The 16,201-nt window shown below is 66.7% G+C and carries 14 protein-coding genes; 9 read left to right on the forward strand and 5 right to left on the reverse strand.

The annotated features are described in order from the left end of the window. Positions 1 to 5: 5 nt before the first annotated feature. Complete coding sequence (locus CCO03_RS04100) at positions 6 to 983, reverse strand: tripartite tricarboxylate transporter substrate binding protein (protein WP_087277603.1); 978 nt, start codon at positions 981 to 983, stop codon at positions 6 to 8. 163 nt (positions 984 to 1,146) lie between these two features. Here CCO03_RS04100 and CCO03_RS04105 point away from each other — a divergent pair, with 163 nt between their 5' ends. After that, complete coding sequence (locus CCO03_RS04105) at positions 1,147 to 1,821, forward strand: RraA family protein (RefSeq protein ID WP_157667488.1); 675 nt, start codon at positions 1,147 to 1,149, stop codon at positions 1,819 to 1,821. 306 nt (positions 1,822 to 2,127) lie between these two features. Continuing rightward, positions 2,128 to 3,057 carry an IclR family transcriptional regulator gene (locus CCO03_RS04110; RefSeq protein WP_087277609.1) on the forward strand — a complete coding sequence of 310 codons (930 nt, stop codon included), beginning with the start codon at positions 2,128 to 2,130 and terminating at the stop codon, positions 3,055 to 3,057. Positions 3,058 to 3,614: 557 nt separating this feature from the next. Here CCO03_RS04110 and CCO03_RS04115 read toward each other — a convergent pair. The 3 genes from CCO03_RS04115 to CCO03_RS04125 form a co-directional block, all read right to left on the reverse strand. Next, the gene (locus CCO03_RS04115) at positions 3,615 to 5,333 is read right to left on the reverse strand and encodes a thiamine pyrophosphate-binding protein (protein WP_087277612.1); all 1,719 of its coding nucleotides are present in this window, start codon (positions 5,331 to 5,333) and stop codon (positions 3,615 to 3,617) included. A gap of 665 nt (positions 5,334 to 5,998) precedes the next feature. After that, the gene (gene argF, locus CCO03_RS04120) at positions 5,999 to 6,943 is read right to left on the reverse strand and encodes an ornithine carbamoyltransferase (RefSeq protein ID WP_087277615.1); all 945 of its coding nucleotides are present in this window, start codon (positions 6,941 to 6,943) and stop codon (positions 5,999 to 6,001) included. Positions 6,944 to 6,946: 3 nt separating this feature from the next. Then, a complete protein-coding gene (locus CCO03_RS04125) occupies positions 6,947 to 8,146 on the reverse strand; it encodes an aspartate aminotransferase family protein (protein WP_087277617.1) in 1,200 nt (399 codons plus the stop codon). A 222-nt stretch (positions 8,147 to 8,368) separates the two neighbouring features. Here CCO03_RS04125 and CCO03_RS04130 point away from each other — a divergent pair, with 222 nt between their 5' ends. From CCO03_RS04130 to CCO03_RS04155, 6 genes are all read left to right on the forward strand, one after another. Beyond that, positions 8,369 to 8,689, forward strand: a complete 321-nt coding sequence (locus CCO03_RS04130) for a DUF3579 domain-containing protein (protein WP_087277620.1) — start codon at positions 8,369 to 8,371, stop codon at positions 8,687 to 8,689. Between the two features lie 416 nt (positions 8,690 to 9,105). Continuing rightward, positions 9,106 to 9,876, forward strand: coding sequence for an ABC transporter ATP-binding protein (locus CCO03_RS04135; RefSeq protein WP_087277623.1), 771 nt, complete (start codon positions 9,106 to 9,108; stop codon positions 9,874 to 9,876). Between the two features lie 45 nt (positions 9,877 to 9,921). Then, positions 9,922 to 10,632 (forward strand): ABC transporter ATP-binding protein, encoded by a 711-nt coding sequence (locus CCO03_RS04140; RefSeq protein WP_087277627.1) that lies wholly within the window; start codon positions 9,922 to 9,924, stop codon positions 10,630 to 10,632. 51 nt (positions 10,633 to 10,683) lie between these two features. Then, entirely contained in the window at positions 10,684 to 11,889 is a 1,206-nt protein-coding gene (locus tag CCO03_RS04145) for an ABC transporter substrate-binding protein (RefSeq protein WP_087277629.1), read from the forward strand. A 112-nt stretch (positions 11,890 to 12,001) separates the two neighbouring features. After that, positions 12,002 to 12,886 carry a branched-chain amino acid ABC transporter permease gene (locus tag CCO03_RS04150; RefSeq protein WP_087277632.1) on the forward strand — a complete coding sequence of 295 codons (885 nt, stop codon included), beginning with the start codon at positions 12,002 to 12,004 and terminating at the stop codon, positions 12,884 to 12,886. An 8-nt stretch (positions 12,887 to 12,894) separates the two neighbouring features. Further along, positions 12,895 to 13,878: a branched-chain amino acid ABC transporter permease gene (locus tag CCO03_RS04155; RefSeq protein WP_236904025.1), complete on the forward strand. Its 984-nt coding sequence runs from the start codon at positions 12,895 to 12,897 to the stop codon at positions 13,876 to 13,878. A gap of 248 nt (positions 13,879 to 14,126) precedes the next feature. Here CCO03_RS04155 and rpsT read toward each other — a convergent pair whose 3' ends face one another. Beyond that, positions 14,127 to 14,429: a 30S ribosomal protein S20 gene (gene rpsT, locus CCO03_RS04160; RefSeq protein ID WP_087277635.1), complete on the reverse strand. Its 303-nt coding sequence runs from the start codon at positions 14,427 to 14,429 to the stop codon at positions 14,127 to 14,129. 165 nt (positions 14,430 to 14,594) lie between these two features. Between rpsT and murJ the strand changes: the two genes are divergently transcribed. Beyond that, the gene (gene murJ, locus CCO03_RS04165; protein ID WP_087277638.1) at positions 14,595 to 16,166 is read left to right on the forward strand and encodes a murein biosynthesis integral membrane protein MurJ; all 1,572 of its coding nucleotides are present in this window, start codon (positions 14,595 to 14,597) and stop codon (positions 16,164 to 16,166) included. Positions 16,167 to 16,201: the final 35 nt, after the last annotated feature.

Below are 16,201 nucleotides of genomic sequence, written 5' to 3' on the forward strand. Positions count from 1 at the left end.
TCCGGTCAGTCCAGGGTGATGTGGGCGGCCTGAACCGTCTTGCCCCACATCTCGGCCTCTTGAAGGATGAAACGCTGGAAGGCCTCGGGTGCCATGGGTCGGCTGCTCACGCCCATGTCTTCGAAGCGCTTGACCACGGTCGGCGCGGCCAGCGCCTCCGTCAGGGCGGCGTGCAGCTGCGCGATGACCGGGCGCGGGGTGCCCGCGGGTGCCACGATGCCGTTCCAGGCCGACACCTGGTAGCCGGGCAGTGTTTCGGCCAGGCTGGGCACGTTGGGCGTCATGGGTGAGCGTTGGGCCGTGGTCACGGCCAGGGCCTTGAGCTTGCCGGCCTTCACGTGCGGCAGGGCCGAGATCATGGTGTCGAAGCTCAACTCGCACACGCCGGCCACCGTGTCTGCGATGGCGGGGGCGCTGCCCTTGTACGGCACGTGCGTGATCCGCACGCCCGCGCGGTGGCAGAACAGCTCGCCCGCCATGTGGGTGGAGTTGCCTTTGCCCGAGCTGGAGAAGTTCAGTTTGTTGGGGTTGGCCTTGGCGTAGGCGATCAGTTCGGCCACCGAGTTCACGGGCAGGCTGGGGTGGGCCACCAGCATGATGGGCCCTTCCTGCAGGAAGCCGATCGGCGAGAAGCTGGCCTTCAGGTCATAGCCCGGCTTGGCGTACAGCCAGCCGTTGATGGGGTGGGCCGTGGTCAGGATGCCCAGCGTGTAGCCGTCGGCTTCGGCGCGCGCCAGGGCCTCCAGCCCCAGGTTGCCGCCTGCGCCCGGGCGGTTGTCGACCACGAAGGGCTGGCCCAGCGCGCGGGCCATGCCGTCGGCCGCCAGGCGCGCCGCGATGTCCGTCGAGCCGCCAGGCGTGAAGGGCACGATGACCCGCACCGACTTGCGCGGCCAGGCGGTGTTGGCCCAGGCTGCCGGGGCCAGGGCGGCCAGCGTGCCGGCGCCGGCCTGTTTCAGCACGGTGCGTCGCGTGCAATCCATGTCTTGTCTCCTTGTGGGTGTGCAGAGCCAGCGCGGGCCGCCGGGTGGTGGGCGCGAACCTTAGCGCACAGCCCTCAAAAATCCAATTAATGATTCATCCATTGAAATTATTATTTCTTTTTGATATGTTAAACGCCTTCATTTGGACCCCACGAGGCACACCTTGGCCATCACCTACGGCACCCGGCCGGCGACGTCCGCCGAACTCATCGCAGCCTTTCAGGGCCTGGCCACCAGCACCATCGGCAACGTGCTGGACGACCTGGGCATTGGCGGCATCGGGCTCAACCTGCGTCCGGTGGCGCCGGGCATGCGCTTCGTGGGGGCGGCGCTCACGGTCAAAGAGGTCACGGGGGCGCAGCACGCCTACCTGGCCTCGGAATTCGGCCTGGGCGCCGTGGTCGACCTGTGCCAGCCGCTGGACGTGGTCGTGATCGACAACGGCGGCCAGCAGGTGTCGACCTGGGGCGGCGTGGCTTCGGTGGCGGCGGTGCAGAACGGCACGGCCGGCCTGGTGGTGGATGGCGGCGTGCGCGATGCCGACGAGATCACCGAGCTGGGCTTCCCGGTGTTTTCCCGCCACGTCGTGCCGCTGTCGGGCAAGACGCGGGTCAAGGTCATCGAGATCAACACCACCGTGAAAATCGACGGCATGGCGGTGCAGGCGGGCGACATCGTCGTGGGCGATGCCAGCGGCCTGGTGGTGGTGCCGCTGGCCCGGGCAGCCGAGGTGGCGCGTCTGGCCAGCGAGCTCGAACGCCAGGACCGGCAGGCCAGCGACGAGATCCGCAAGGGCCTGAGCTTCACGGAAGCCCTGCGCAAGTTCGCTAAACTCTGACGCCGCCTGGCGCCCGCGCCGGCAAGCCGTTGACGCGTGGGCCGCAGCGGGCGTCGGCCTGGGCAAGCATCGCCCGGCTGTGGGCCCGTGGCCAGCCGGATTGGCCGGCTCGTGCGAAGGCCCGGCGCTGCCGGCCAACGCCATCGGCGCGGTGCCGCGCTGCCGAGCAGGCAATGCTTTGATTTGATGGGGTATGGGTGTATTGCCGTTCGAAATACAACGGAAGTGGCCCCATACTGCCTCGATTGCGGCTGGTCTTGCCCGTTCCAGGCTGCGCCTTGCTGACCGATTCCTCACCCACCGTCCATGCCCAGAACCCGCAAGACCCCGTCCCCTGGCCTCGATCCCGCGCGCGACGCGCAGGGCGCCTCGCCCGACGCCGCACCGCGCGACAGCGTGCCGACTGGCGTGCCGATCGGCGTACTGGACGCCGCCGAGGGCAAGGGCAAGGGCAAGGGCCTGGCCGGCACCTTGCTGCGGGGCTTGGCCATCCTCGACGCCCTGATCGCGGCGGGCCACCCCATGACGCTGGCCGAGCTGGCGGCCGGCGTCCAGCTGGACCAGAGCACCACCTTGCGCCTGCTGCGTTCGCTCGAAGAGGCCCAGCGCGTCATCCGCGTGGGGGACGGCAAGCACTACCTGGCCTCGCCGTCCACGCTGCGGCCGCTGCCGCTCAAGCACCCGCTGGAAGAGCTGCGCCGCCAGGCCGACCCGCTGGTGCGGGCGCTGGCCAACAAGATCCAGCAATCGGTGGTGCTCGTGGCCTACATCGGCGGCGAGCGCGTGGCGGTCGACGTGATGCAGGCGGGCAGTTCGCTGAACCCCTATTACGCCACCTGGCTGCACGGCCCGCTGCACGCCTCGGGGCCCGGCAAGGCGCTGCTGCTGGCGAGTGACCCGGCCCGGCGCGAGGCCCTGCTGGGCGCGCCGCCTTACGTGGCCCGCACCGCAAAAACCCTCACCACGCGGGCCGAGGTCGAGGCCGACCTGGCGCTGGCCGCGAGCCGCGGCTACGTGCTGGTGCGCGACGAGTTCTACGACGGGCTGAGCGCCATCGCCGCCAACTTCCAGGCCTGGGACAAGACTGCCCTGGGCTGCCTGGCCGTCACCGGCTACACGGCTGACTTTGACGACGACACCGTGGCCGCCATCGCCAAAGAGCTGCTGGCCTGCACCCGGCTGGTGCCGCTGCAGGTGCCGGCGCTGCAGCAGATTGCCCAGTTCTCGGGTCGTTGAATGATCTGAGGGTATGGCGCCATGCCCGTTTGAAGGCAAACGAAAGCATGGCCATACTCGCCTGATTCTCGCGCGCCTTCGCCGATCACGGGCGCCCGCATCGGGTCATGCCCTGGCAGCTGGACCCCTTGACCCGCCCAGGCGCACGCGATGCCGACCACACGCCCAGGTGCGAACCCGGCGCCGAGTGGGCCAACACTGCGGACGTCATCGACCGCAATGCGGCCTCAAGCCCGGGCTGAGGTCCAGGATCGGGGGGCTTGAGTCCGTGAACGAAGCGACGCGGCCCGGACCCGGTGTGGATCGACGCCATGCGCCATCGACACCCCGATGGACGTGGCGGGCCCGTCGGTGGCATCCAGGGGACGCTTCCTCGCAGCGCAGCAGGGTCGACGCGCGCAGCGCTCCCGTCAGCAGCATGTAGTTGGCCGACAGGCCTTTGACGAACGGCTGGGTGTTGCCCTCGATGCGCGCCTTCTGGCCGTCGATTTCCTTGTGGTCACCCAAGCCCAGCGTGGCATGGGCTCCAGCCGCCCCACACCATTGGCCACGCCCACTCACCCGCGGCCCCGGCCTGCGGCCACGGCGGCGTCGCGCACCTGCGTGAGCGTGAAGGCCGGGCTGATGGCTTCGGGGTCGATCACGCAGTGCACGATGGCCGGCAGGCCCGACGCACGGGCGCGTGCGAAGGCCGGGGCGAAGTCCTCGGTGCGCTCCACGCGCTCGCCATGGCCGCCAAAGGCCCGCGCATAGGCGGCGAAATCGGGGTTGCGCAAGGCGGTGGCGCTGACGCGGCCCGGGTACTCGCGCTCCTGGTGCATGCGGATGGTGCCGTACATGCCGTTGTCCACCACGATGACCACGATGGGCAGCCCATACTGCACGGCGGTGGCGAACTCCTGGCCGTTCATGAGGAAGCAGCCATCGCCCGCGAAGGCCACCACGGTCTTGTCGGGGAACACGCGCTGCGCCCCCACGGCCGCGGGCACGCCATAGCCCATCGAGCCCGAGGTGGGGGCCAGCTGCGTGCCATAGCCGTTGAAGCGGTAGAAGCGGTGCACCCAGGTGGCGTAGTTGCCCGCGCCGTTGCAGACGATGGCATCGGCCGGCAGCACCTGGTTCAGGTGGTCCATGACCTGGGCCATCTGCAGCTCGCCCGGCGTGGTGATGCCCTCGGTGCTGCTCCAGGCCTCGTAGATGTCGCGCAGCCCGTGGGCATAGGCCGTGCGCGATGCCGCAGCGGGCAGGGGCTCGCCCAGGGCCTGGACGAACGCGGCCGGCGTGGCGCAGATGCCCAGCGTGGGCGCGTAGACGCGGCCGATTTCGGCGGCATCGGGGTAGACGTGAATCAGCGTCTGCTGCGGCACCGGGATGTCGAGCAGCGTGTAGCCCTGGCTGGGCGTTTCGGACATGCGGCTGCCGATCAGCAGCACCAGGTCCGCGCGCTTGACCTGCTCGACCAGCTGTAGGTTGGGACCGAAGCCCAGGTCGCCGACGAAGGCGGTGTTCGCCGTGGGAAACAGCATCTGGCGGCGCAACGACACCGTCACCGGCAGGTTCGAGGCCTCGGCCCAGCGGGCGAACTGCGCCACGGCGTCGGCGTCCCAGCGCGAGCCGCCCAGCACCACCAGCGGCCGCTCGGCGCGGGCGAGCAGGTCGCGCGCCTCGGCCACCTGGTCGGCGCCGGGATGGGCAGCCACCTCGCGCACGGGCCGGGCGTCGGCGCAGTCGGCGCGCTCCACCAGCATGTCTTCAGGCAGGGCAATCAGCACCGGCCCCGGCCGGCCTGAGGTGGCCGTGTGCACGGCGCGTGAGACCACCTCGGGGATGCGGCCGGCGTCGTCGATCTCGGTCACCCACTTGGCGATGTGGCCAAAGGCCGCGCGGTAGTCCAACTCCTGCAGGGCGCCGCGCTCGCGCACACCGCGTTCGACCTGGCCCACGAAGACCAGCACCGGTGTGGCGTCGTGCGTGGCGATGTGGATGCCCGGCGTGGCGTTGGTGGCCCCGGGGCCGCGGGTGACGAAGCAGGCCGCGGGCTGGCCCGTGAGCTTGCCGTGGGCCTCGGCCATCATCATGGCGCCGCCTTCCTGGCGGCAGACGGTCACCTCGAGGTCGGCGTCGTGCAGGGCATCCAGCACGGCCAGGTAGCTTTCACCGGGCACGCAGAACACATGGCGAATGCCATGGATGCGCAGCTGGTCGACCAGGATCTGGCCGCCTGTGCGCGCAGCGGGGGAGGGGGAGGGGGAGGGGGAGTTGGAACAGGCGTGCATGGCAGAAGGGAGGCAGGCCGGAGCAGCACCGCCTCATCAATTTTGACGAATTGAAATCATAAAAATGAAATTTAAATTTCACAATAGGGGTTTGACGCCAGGGCGATGCGGGCCGCGGCGTCCAGGGTGGAGAGGGGCACGCGTGAGGGGCATGACCAGTTGCTGGCAGTAGCTGGGGTCGGTCAGGATGTCCTGATAGCCCGTCATGGCCGTGGGCTTGGCTGGGGCAGCGGGCACCGTGCGGTCGCCCTTCCCTCGCGTTGCTGGGACGCCGAAAGGGAGGAGCCGCCCGTGTACCGGCACCGTGCGGGCGTCCAGGGCGGGTGTCCGGGGCGGGTGTCCGGGGCGGGCAAATGCAGCGTGGTGGTGGGGCGAAGGTGCGAGCGGCAAGCACTCAGGGCACAGACCCTGGCTGGACGGCCTGGGTGCCCCATGCCGCAGGACCGCTGTGCGGCGATGAATGAAATGGCAGTATCGGCTGGATTGCGCTGTTGACTCAACGACAAAAGACCGATACTGCATGATGAATTGTGCAACCCGTCGCCAAGGCTGCACGGCGAGGGCGATGATCGGGCGGCCGCGGCAGCGCGGCCCGTTCTGTCTTGGTCCGACGCCGCGGCCCGGCCCTGCGGCAGGCCGGTGTGCTGCGACGGGTCTGCCGTGCGTCACATGGCCTGGCGGCCGATCAGCAGGAACTCCATCAACGCCTTTTGCGCGTGCATGCGGTTTTCGGCTTCGTCCCAGACCACGGACTGCGGACCGTCGATGACCTCGGCCGTCACCTCCTCGCCGCGGTGGGCGGGCAGGCAGTGCATGAAGAGGGCGTCGGGCTTGGCGGCGGCCATCATCTCGCTGTCCACGCACCAGTCGGCAAAGGCCTTCTTGCGGGCCTCGTTTTCCTCTTCGTAGCCCATGCTGGTCCACACGTCGGTGGTGACGAGGTCGGCGCCCTGGCAGGCCTGCAGCGGGTCCTGGAACAGCTTGTAGCAGCCGGCGCGCGGCTGGTGATCGCCAAAGGCGAGCTTCTCGTCCACCTCGTAACCGCTGGGCGTGGCCACGTGCACGGTGAAGCCCAGCAGGTCGGCCGCCTGCAGCCAGGTGTTGGCCATGTTGTTGCCGTCGCCCACCCAGGCCACGACTTTGCCTGCGATGGAGCCGCGGTGCTCGGTGAAGGTGAAGATGTCCGCCAGGATCTGGCAGGGGTGGAACTCGTTGGTCAGGCCGTTGATGACGGGCACGCGCGAGTACTCGGCAAAGCGCTGGATGCGCGCCTGCTCGAAGGTGCGGATCATGACCAGGTCGGTCATGCGACTGATGACGCGCGCCGTGTCCTCGATGGGCTCGGAGCGGCCCAGCTGGCTGTCGGTGCTGGTCAGGTGCACGACAGCGCCGCCGAGCTGGTACATGCCCGCCTCGAAGCTCACGCGCGTGCGGGTGCTGGCCTTCTCGAAGATCATGGCCAGCGTGCGGTCGCTCAGCGTGTGGTGCTTGTCGTAGGCCTTGAACTTGCGCTTGATGAAGGCCGCGCGGGCCAGCAGGTAGGCGTAGTCGTCGGCCGTCAGGTCGGCAAATTGCAGGTAATGCTGGAGGGGGGCAGCGTGCGTGCTCATGGCTCAGCCTTGTTCATCCAGAAAGGTGTTGACCACCGGAACCAGTTTGTCGATGAGTTCATCGACCTCGGCATGCGTGATGATGAGCGGCGGCAGGATGCGCACGACCTTGTCGGCCGTGATGCTGACCAGCAGCCCGGCTTGCAGGAAGCGCTGCAGCAGCTCGCCACAGGGTTTCGCCAGCTCCATGCCGATCATCAGGCCCTGGCCGCGCACGTCGACGACGCCGGGGCGGCCTTCGAAGGCGGTGCGCAGCCGGCCCATGAGGTAGGTGCCCATCTCGGCGGCATGCTGCAGCAGGCCGTCGTCTTCCATGATGGTCAGGGTTTCGATGCCTGCGCGCATGGCCAGCGGGTTGCCGCCAAAGGTGGTGCCATGGTTGCCGGGCTGGAAGATGGTGGCGGCGCGGGTGCCGGCCAGCACGGCCCCGATGGGCACGCCCGAGCCCAGGCCCTTGGCGAGCTGCACCACGTCGGGCACGATGCCGGCCCATTCGAAGGCGAACCACTTGCCGGTGCGGCCGATGCCGCACTGCACCTCGTCGATCATCATCAGCCAGTCGTTGGCGTCGCACAGCTGGCGCACCTGCTGCAGGTAGTCCACGCGCATGGGGTGGATGCCGCCTTCGCCCTGGATGGTCTCGAACATCACCGCCACCACGTTGGGGTTGCCTGTGGTGGCGCGCTTCAGCGCTTCGATGTCGTTGAGCGGCACGCGGATGAAGCCGTCGACCAGCGGGCCGAACCCTTGCTGGATCTTGAAGTTGCCGCCCGCGCTGAGCGTGGCCAGCGAGCGGCCATGGAAGGCGTGCTCGTACACCACGATCTGCGGGTTGGCGATGCCTTTGTCATGACCGAACTTGCGCGCCATCTTGATGGCGGCTTCGTTGGCTTCCAGGCCCGAGTTGCAGAAGAAGGCGTTCGTCAGCCCGCTGAGCGCGGTCAGCTTCTTGGCCAGCACTTCCTGGCCGGTGACGTGGTAGTAGTTGCTGGTGTGGATCAGCGTGGCGACCTGCTCCTGCAGGGCCGGGACCAATTTGGGGTGGGCGTGGCCCAGGGTGTTCACCGCGATGCCGCCCAGCCCGTCGAGGTATTCGCGACCCTCGGTGTCCCAGACTCGGCACCCCACGCCGCGTGCCAGAGCGATGGGCAGACGACCGTAGGTGTTCATCACGTGGGGGGACATGGGGTCAGCGGGGGACATGGGGGCTCCTGAAAAAAGCACGAGCCCGACAGCGGGCCCGTGCATGCATTCTAGGCGGCGATGGTGGCGCCGGGATGACCGCTTTCATGCAGATTGAGCAACACAGCGATGCGGCACTGGCCCGGGTTTTCACCCATCCACTAGAATGCGCGTTGCGTCAAAAGCGCGTGTTGTCAAGCATGCACCAGACAGGTGCGTGCCTTTTGTGAGCCTCCTGCATCCATGGACCAACCCATTTCCGATTTCGTCTTGATTCAAGGCGTCACCGCCTCGGGCAAGACCTTTCGGCCAAGTGATTGGGCAGAGCGACTGGCAGGGGTCATGAGCGAATTCCACCCCGCCAGCCGAGCCGGCGGCCGACGCATCGGCTATTCGCCGTGGTGCGTGCCCACCACCTGTGCCGGCACCAAGAGCGTCATCGTCAACCACAAGCTCAAGCACTACGAGCCCATGGCCTGGGACTTCGTGATGAACTTTGCGCGCGACAACGACCTGCGTGTGCTGGCTTGCGATGCCGACGGCGTGCCGCTGAATCCGGCGTGAGCCTGACCAGGCTTTGGCCATCGTGTGCAGCAGCAGGCTGGCAGCACGGGGTGCGGTGCTGACACGCCGCTGTCACCAAGTCGTTCAAGCTTCATTGGCAGTATCTGCCGATTGCCGTTGAAAAGATAACGGCCACGCAGTCATACTGCCAAATCGTTCGATTGCATGCGGATCAATTGATCGCGTCGATCTGCTGTAAATGACGCCCGGGCGACAAACTTTCCATCTGTTCGATTGACAGCCACTGGTTTTCCCTGTTTGGGACAAACCCTCTGCTGATCGCCCCCCAAACTCTCTAAGCTGCGCCCTGTTCAACGGGTGGCGGCATGCGCTGCCCGGAGCATTCACCTCGTGTGCAAACCGGGCGCCTGGCGGTTCTGGATTGCACATGCCCCGCAGTAGCCAGCCGCAGTGACATGAGTGACTTCATCCTCGAAACCGAGCACCTGAGCAAAGAGTTCAAGGGGTTTGTGGCAGTCAACGATGTCGACCTGCAGGTGCGACGCGGCAGCATCCACGCCTTGATCGGCCCCAACGGTGCCGGCAAGACCACCTGCTTCAACCTGCTGACCAAATTCCTGACGCCCACGCGGGGTCGCATCGTGTTCAACGGTGTCGACATCACGGGCGACAAGCCGGCGCAGATTGCCCGGCGCGGCGTCATCCGCTCGTTCCAGATTTCCGCGGTGTTCCCGCACATGACGGTGCTCGACAACGTGCGCGTCGCGCTGCAGCGCCAGCTGGGCGTGTCGTACCGCTTCTGGATGCGGGACGCGGTGCTGAACCAGCTCAACGACCGGTCCCTGGACCTGCTGGAGCAGGTGGGCCTGCGCGAGTTCGCGAGCGAGCTGGCGGTCAACCTGCCGTATGGCCGCAAGCGTGCGCTGGAAATCGCCACCACGCTGGCGATGGAGCCCGAGCTGATGCTGCTCGACGAGCCCACCCAGGGCATGGGCCACGAAGATGTGGACCTGGTGACCAGCCTCATCAAGCGCGTGTCACAAGGCCGCACCATCTTGATGGTGGAGCACAACATGAAGGTGATCGCGAGCATTGCGGACCAGATCACGGTGCTGCAGCGCGGCGCCGTGCTGGCCGAAGGGGCTTACGACGAGGTGTCGCGCAACCCCAAGGTGATGGAGGCCTACATGGGCGTCGAGGCCAGCGAACTGGAAGGAGCCCACTGACATGCAGCGCTTGGCATACGACGACGCGTTCACGGGGAGGCTGGCATGAGCACACCGGCGCTGGAGATCACCGACCTGCACGCCTGGTATGGCGAATCGCACATCCTGCACGGCGCGCGCCTGGTCGTGCATCCGGGCGAGGTGGTCACTCTGCTGGGGCGCAACGGCGCTGGCCGCACGACCACCATGCGCGCCATCATGGGGCTGGTGGGCAAGCGCCAGGGCTCGATCAAGGTGGCGGGGCAGGAAACCATCCACATGCCGACCTACAAGGTGGCGCGCTGCGGGCTGGGCTATTGCCCCGAAGAGCGCGGCATCTTCGCGAGCCTGAGCTGCGAGGAAAACCTGATGCTGCCGCCCGCGCTGTCGGGCGGGGGCAAGGGCATGTCGGTGGCGGAAATCTACGAGATGTTCCCCAACCTCCAGGAGCGCCGCCACAGCCCGGGCACGCGCCTGTCGGGCGGTGAGCAGCAGATGCTGGCTGTCGCACGCATCCTGCGCACCGGCGCGACCGTGCTGCTGCTGGACGAGATCTCGGAAGGCCTGGCGCCGGTCATCGTGCAGGCGCTGGCCCGCATGATCCAGGCCCTCAAGGCACGCGGGTTCACCATCGTCATGGTGGAGCAGAACTTCCGCTTTGCCGCCCCGCTGGCCGACCGGTTCTACGTCATGGAGCACGGGCAGATCGCGCTCGAATTCGAGGCCAGGGAACTGGCCGAGCGCCAAACCATGTTGAACGCCTTGTTGGGCGTGTGAACCTTTTGCGTGGGTGACCGGGCGGTCCCCCTTTTTAGTGAGGAGTAAGCGATGACCTTCAAACCCTTGACCCTGGCTGTGGCAGCCGCCAGCGTGTTTGCCATGGCTGCTGCATCGGCACAAGGCACGGGCCCGGTGCGCATCGGGTTCATCACCGACATGTCCGGCGTGTACGCCGACATCGACGGCCAGGGTGGTGGCGAAGCCATCAAGATGGCCGTGGCCGACTTTGGCGGCAAAGTCCTCGGGCGTCCCATTGAGGTGGTGACGGCCGACCACCAGAACAAGGCCGACATCGCGGCGTCGAAGGCGCGCGAGTGGATCGACAAAGGGGGCGTGACGGCCATCTTTGGCGGCACCAACTCGGGCACCGCCATCGCCACGGCCAAGATCGCCGGCGAGAAAAAGCGCGTGTACTTCAACATGGGTGCCGGTTCGTCGCGCCTGACCAACGAAGAGTGCACGCCCTACACCGTGCACTACGCCTACGACACCGTGGCCCTGGCGCGCGTGGCCGGCAAGGCCATGATCCAGCGCGGCGACAAGAACTGGTACTTCCTGACGGCGGACTATGCCTTCGGCCATTCGCTGGAGCAGGATGCCTCGGAGATCGTCAAGTCCAGCGGCGGCAAGGTCGTGGGCTCGGTGCGCCACCCGCTGGGGGCGTCCGACTTCTCATCCTTCCTGCTGCAGGCGCAGAGCTCGGGCGCCAACGTGCTGGCCCTGGCCAATGCCGGGGGCGACTTCGTCAACAGCGTGAAGGCGGCCAAGGAGTTCGGCATCACCAAGAAGATGAAGCTCGCGGGCCTGCTCGTCTTCATCAACGACATCCACAGCCTGGGCCTGAAGGACACCGCCGGCCTGCTGGTGACGGACAGCTGGTACTGGGATCAGGACGCCGAGTCGCGCAAGTTCGCCCAGCGCTTCTTTGCCAAGTTCAAGCGCATGCCCAGCTCCATCCAGGCCGCCGACTACTCGGCCACGCTGACTTACCTGAATGCCGTGAAGGCGGCCGGGACCGATGACGCCGACAAGGTGATGGAGGCCCTGCGCAAGACCAAGATCAACGACCTGTACACCAAGGGAGGCACCATCCGCGCCGACGGCAAGATGCTGCACGACATGTACCTCATGCAGGTCAAGAGCCCGAGCGAGTCGAAAACGCCGTGGGATTACTACAAGCAGGTGGCCAAGTTCTCGGGCGATCAGGCCTACAACTCCTTGGCCGAATCCAAGTGCCCCCTGGTCAAGAAGTGAGCTTGTTCTGACGGCATCCGTGTAGGCAGTATGGGGTGGTCGTCGTTCTTCAAAGAACGACAGTCCGGCCATACTGCCTGCATGATGGTGCAACCACAGAAAGTCGACGCACATGGAATTCTTTGGTGTGCCCCTGGCGGCCCTGCCCAGTCAGTTGCTGTTGGGGCTGGTCAATGGCTCGTTCTATGCCATCTTGAGTCTGGGCCTGGCTGTGATCTTCGGCCTGCTCAACGTCATCAATTTCTCGCACGGCGCCATGTTCATGCTGGGTGCCATGCTGACCTGGATGGGGCTGCAGTACGCGGGCGCACCCTACTGGGTGATGATCTTCGTCGCGCCGGCCATCGTGGGCCTGTTCGGCATCCTCATCGAGCGCCTGCTGCTGCGTCACCTGTACAAGCTCGATCACCTCTACGGCTTGCTGCTGACCTTTGGCCTGGTGCTCATCATTGAAGGCGTATTCCGCTCCATCTACGGCGCCTCGGGCCAGTCGTATTCGGCCCCCGAGGCCTTGAGTGGTGCCACCGACCTGGGGTTCATGGTGCTGCCCAACTACCGTGCCTGGGTCGTGGTGGCATCGCTGGTGGTGTGCTTTGCCACCTGGTTCGTGATCGAGAAGACCAAGCTCGGCGCCTACCTGCGCGCCGGCACCGAGAACCCGCGGTTGGTCGAGGCCTTCGGCATCAACGTGCCGGTGATGGTGATGCTGACCTATGGCTTTGGCGTGGCCCTGGCCGCGTTCGCGGGCGTGCTGGCGGCGCCGGTCATGCAGGTCACGCCGCTCATGGGCACCAACCTCATCATCGTGGTGTTCGCCGTGGTGGTGATCGGCGGCATGGGCTCCATCATGGGGGCTATCGTCACCGGACTGGCCCTGGGCGTGATCGAGGGGCTCACGCGGGTGATCTATCCGCCGGGTTCGGCCACCGTGGTGTTCGTCATCATGGCCATCGTGCTGCTGGTGCGGCCTGCCGGGTTGTTTGGCAAAGAGAAGTGAGCGCGTCGATGAACAAACACACCATGGCGCTGTATGGCGTGCTGCTGCTGGCCGGGCTGGCGGCGCCGTTCGTGGTCTACCCCGTGCTCATGATGAAGCTGCTGTGCTTCGCCTTGTTTGCCTGTGCCTTCAACCTGCTCATCGGCTACACCGGCCTGCTGTCCTTCGGCCACGCGGCCTTCTTGGGTGGGGCCGGGTACATCACCGGCTACGTGATCCAGAGCCTGGGGGCGACGCCTGAAATCGGCATCCTGCTGGGCACCGCCTTTGCGGCGCTGGTGGGCCTGGTGATGGGCTGGCTGGCCATCCGCCGCACCGGCATTTACTTCACCATGATCACGCTGGCGCTGGCCCAGATGCTGTTTTTCGTCTGGTTGCAGGCGCCGTTCACGGGCGGTGAAGACGGGTTGCAGGGCGTGCCACGCGGCAAGTTGTTCGGCCTGCTGTCGCTTCAGGATGACGTGCACCTGTATTACTTGGTGTTCGCCATCTTCGTGTTCGGCTTCTGGTTGGTGCGGCGCGTCATCCACTCGCCGTTTGGCCAGGTGTTGCAGGCCATCAAGGAGAACGAGCCGCGCGCCGTGTCACTGGGTTACGACGTGAACCGCTTCAAGCTGCTGGCCTTCGTGCTGTCGGCGGCGCTGTCGGGCCTGGCGGGTTCGACCAAGGTGCTGGTCATGGGGTTTGAAACCCTGACCGATGCGCAATGGACCATGTCGGGAACGGTGGTGCTGATGACGCTGGTGGGCGGCATGGGCACCTTGCTGGGGCCGGTGGTGGGCGCCTTTGTCATCATGATCCTGGAGAACAAGATGGGCGAGATCGGCAGCGGCCTCGCCAGCGTGACGGGCATCGAGTGGTTCAACCAGCTGGGCGAATCGGTCACCATCGTCACGGGCTTCATCTTCGTGATCTGTGTGATGGCGTTCCGGCGTGGCATCGTTGGCGAGATCCTGGTGCGTCTGCCCAAAGGCAAGTCAAGCACCGGTTAGCGCCACAAGCGGGCGTGCAGGATGGCGTTCGGCCTCCTGGCGTCTGCGGATCCAGCTCTTCGCGCACTGCTTCAAAAAGGGCAGGCGACAAAAAAGCCGCTTGAAGCGGCTTTGGTGTTTCACTGGCAGCGCACCCGATGAGAAGGCGGCCGGATGAGGCGCTGTGCCCATCTGGCCGGGCGGGGAGGGCACTGAGGCCTTCCCTGAGGTGATGCGGACCGCCTGTGGGCAGTGCCGCATTGGGCGGCTTAGGCGGCGGCGGTGGCCAGGCCCTTGACGCGGGTCGACAGGCGAGCCTTGTCGCGTGCGGCCTTGTTCTTGTGGAAGATGCCCTTGTCGGCAATGGTGTCCACCACCGATTGCATGCGCACGAAGGCTTCCTTGGCCTTGGCCAGGTCACCTGCGGCCACGGCTTTTTCAACGTTCTTGACGGCGGTGCGGTACTTGGAACGCAGCGAGGTGTTGGCGGCGTTCAGCTTGACGTTCTGACGGGCGCGTTTGCGGCCAGACGCCAGGCGGGGGTTCTTTTTCTTTGGCTTTCCAGATGCCATGATGATCTTTCGTGTTTCTTGGGGATGTTGCCAGTGAACCGCGCATTCTAGCCGATTTGACCCATGCGTGCCATGGCGCCGCCTGGGGCTGCTGGCCGGCGGAACGCCACGGTGCTGCCCTGGCGACACCCGGATGGGGTGAACGCCAGGGCTACACTCGCGGCCGTGAACCTGTTCAAAGCCGCCTCCACGATCTCCTTGCTCACCCTGGTGTCGCGCATCACCGGCTTAGCGCGGGAGCTGCTGATTGCATCGGCGTTTGGAGCCAGCGCCTTGACCGATGCCTTCAACGTGGCGTTCCGCATCCCCAACCTGTTGCGTCGCCTGTTTGCCGAGGGGGCCTTCAGCCAGGCCTTTGTGCCGGTGCTGGCGGCCACCCGGCAGACCCATGGCGAAGCCGCCACGCGCGACATGATCGACCACGTGGCCAGCCTGCTGGTGCTGGCCTTGCTGGTCACCTGCGTGATCGGGGTGGCTGGTGCGCCGCTGCTGGTCTGGGCCATGGCCAGCGGCCTGAGCCAGGATGCCGCCGGCATGCAGGCCGCGGTGGTGATGACGCGCTGGATGTTTCCCTACATCGGCTTCATGTCCCTGGTGGCCTTGTCGGCCGGCATCCTCAACACCTGGAAGCACTTTCTGGTGCCCGCCGCCACGCCGGTGCTGCTGAACCTGGCCATGATCGCGGCCGCCTGGTGGGGCGCACCGTGGTTCGAGCGCCTGGGGGTGCCGCCGGTCTACGCCCTGGCGGTCGGCGTGATGTTGGGCGGGCTGTTGCAGCTGCTGATCCAGGTGCCGGCGCTGTTGCGCCTGGGCATGCTGCCCCGGGTGCGGCTGGGCGTGGCGTCGCTGCGTGCCGCCTGGCGCAGCGAGGGATGCCGGCGCATCCTCAAGCTCATGGCGCCTGCGCTGCTTGGCGTCAGCGTGGCGCAGGTCTCGCTGCTCATCAACACACAGATTGCCTCTCACCTGCCGTCCGGCAGCGTGAGCTGGCTCAGTTACGCCGATCGCTTGATGGAGTTTCCCACCGCCATGCTGGGCGTGGCGCTCAGCGTGGTGCTCACGCCGCAGCTGGCGGCCGCCAAGGCCGCGCAGGATCACGCGCGCTATGCGGCCATGCTCGACTGGGGGTTGCGCCTGGTCGTGGTGCTGACGGTGCCCTGCGCGGTGGCCCTGCTGACCTTCGCCCAGCCCGTGGTCAGCGTGCTGTTCAACTATGGGGCCTTCAGCCCGCGCGATGTGCAGCAAACCATGCTGGCCTTGATGGGCTATGGCGTGGGCCTGCTGGCGCTGGTGGCCATCAAGATCCTGGCGCCCGGTTTCTACGCGGCACAAGACATCCGCACGCCGGTGAAGATCGCCATCTGCGTGCTGGTCATCACCCAGCTGCTCAACATCGTGCTGGTGCCGCTGCTGGCGCATGCAGGACTGGCCCTGGCCACCAGCCTGGGTGCGCTGATCAATGCGGGCTGGTTGCTCTGGGGCCTGCGCCGCAAGGGCAGCTATGTGCCCGCCGCGGGGTGGCCCCGTCTCATGGCACGGGTGGCGGTGGCCGCCGCGCTGCTGGCGCTGCTGCTGTGGCTGCTGGACCGACAGTTGCCGTGGCTCGCCTGGCAAGCCCAGCCGATGCTGCGGCTGGGGGTCTTTGCCGGCTGTGCAGCCCTGGCGGCGCTGCTGTACTTCGTGACCCTGCGTCTGCTGGGGGTCGACCTGCGGGGGCTGTTGCGCCGCTCGCTCTGACGGCAGGCTGGCGATGCGCGGGGGTGGTTGTCCCG

The organism is Comamonas serinivorans, from assembly GCF_002158865.1.
Taxonomy (GTDB): Bacteria; Pseudomonadota; Gammaproteobacteria; order Burkholderiales; family Burkholderiaceae_C; genus Comamonas_E; species Comamonas_E serinivorans.

Excerpts from the sequence above, each read along its gene's own strand:
- CCO03_RS04100 (WP_087277603.1), bottom strand. The coding sequence starts at position 983 with ATGGATTGCACGCGACGCACCGTGCTGAAACAGGCCGGCGCCGGCACG.
- CCO03_RS04110 (WP_087277609.1), top strand. The coding sequence starts at position 2,128 with ATGCCCAGAACCCGCAAGACCCCGTCCCCTGGCCTCGATCCCGCGCGC.
- CCO03_RS04115 (WP_087277612.1), bottom strand. The coding sequence starts at position 5,333 with ATGCACGCCTGTTCCAACTCCCCCTCCCCCTCCCCCTCCCCCGCTGCG.
- argF (WP_087277615.1), bottom strand. The coding sequence starts at position 6,943 with ATGAGCACGCACGCTGCCCCCCTCCAGCATTACCTGCAATTTGCCGAC.
- CCO03_RS04125 (WP_087277617.1), bottom strand. The coding sequence starts at position 8,146 with ATGTCCCCCGCTGACCCCATGTCCCCCCACGTGATGAACACCTACGGT.
- CCO03_RS04130 (WP_087277620.1), top strand. The coding sequence starts at position 8,369 with ATGGACCAACCCATTTCCGATTTCGTCTTGATTCAAGGCGTCACCGCC.
- CCO03_RS04135 (WP_087277623.1), top strand. The coding sequence starts at position 9,106 with ATGAGTGACTTCATCCTCGAAACCGAGCACCTGAGCAAAGAGTTCAAG.
- CCO03_RS04140 (WP_087277627.1), top strand. The coding sequence starts at position 9,922 with ATGAGCACACCGGCGCTGGAGATCACCGACCTGCACGCCTGGTATGGC.
- CCO03_RS04145 (WP_087277629.1), top strand. The coding sequence starts at position 10,684 with ATGACCTTCAAACCCTTGACCCTGGCTGTGGCAGCCGCCAGCGTGTTT.
- CCO03_RS04150 (WP_087277632.1), top strand. The coding sequence starts at position 12,002 with ATGGAATTCTTTGGTGTGCCCCTGGCGGCCCTGCCCAGTCAGTTGCTG.
- CCO03_RS04155 (WP_236904025.1), top strand. The coding sequence starts at position 12,895 with ATGAACAAACACACCATGGCGCTGTATGGCGTGCTGCTGCTGGCCGGG.
- rpsT (WP_087277635.1), bottom strand. The coding sequence starts at position 14,429 with ATGGCATCTGGAAAGCCAAAGAAAAAGAACCCCCGCCTGGCGTCTGGC.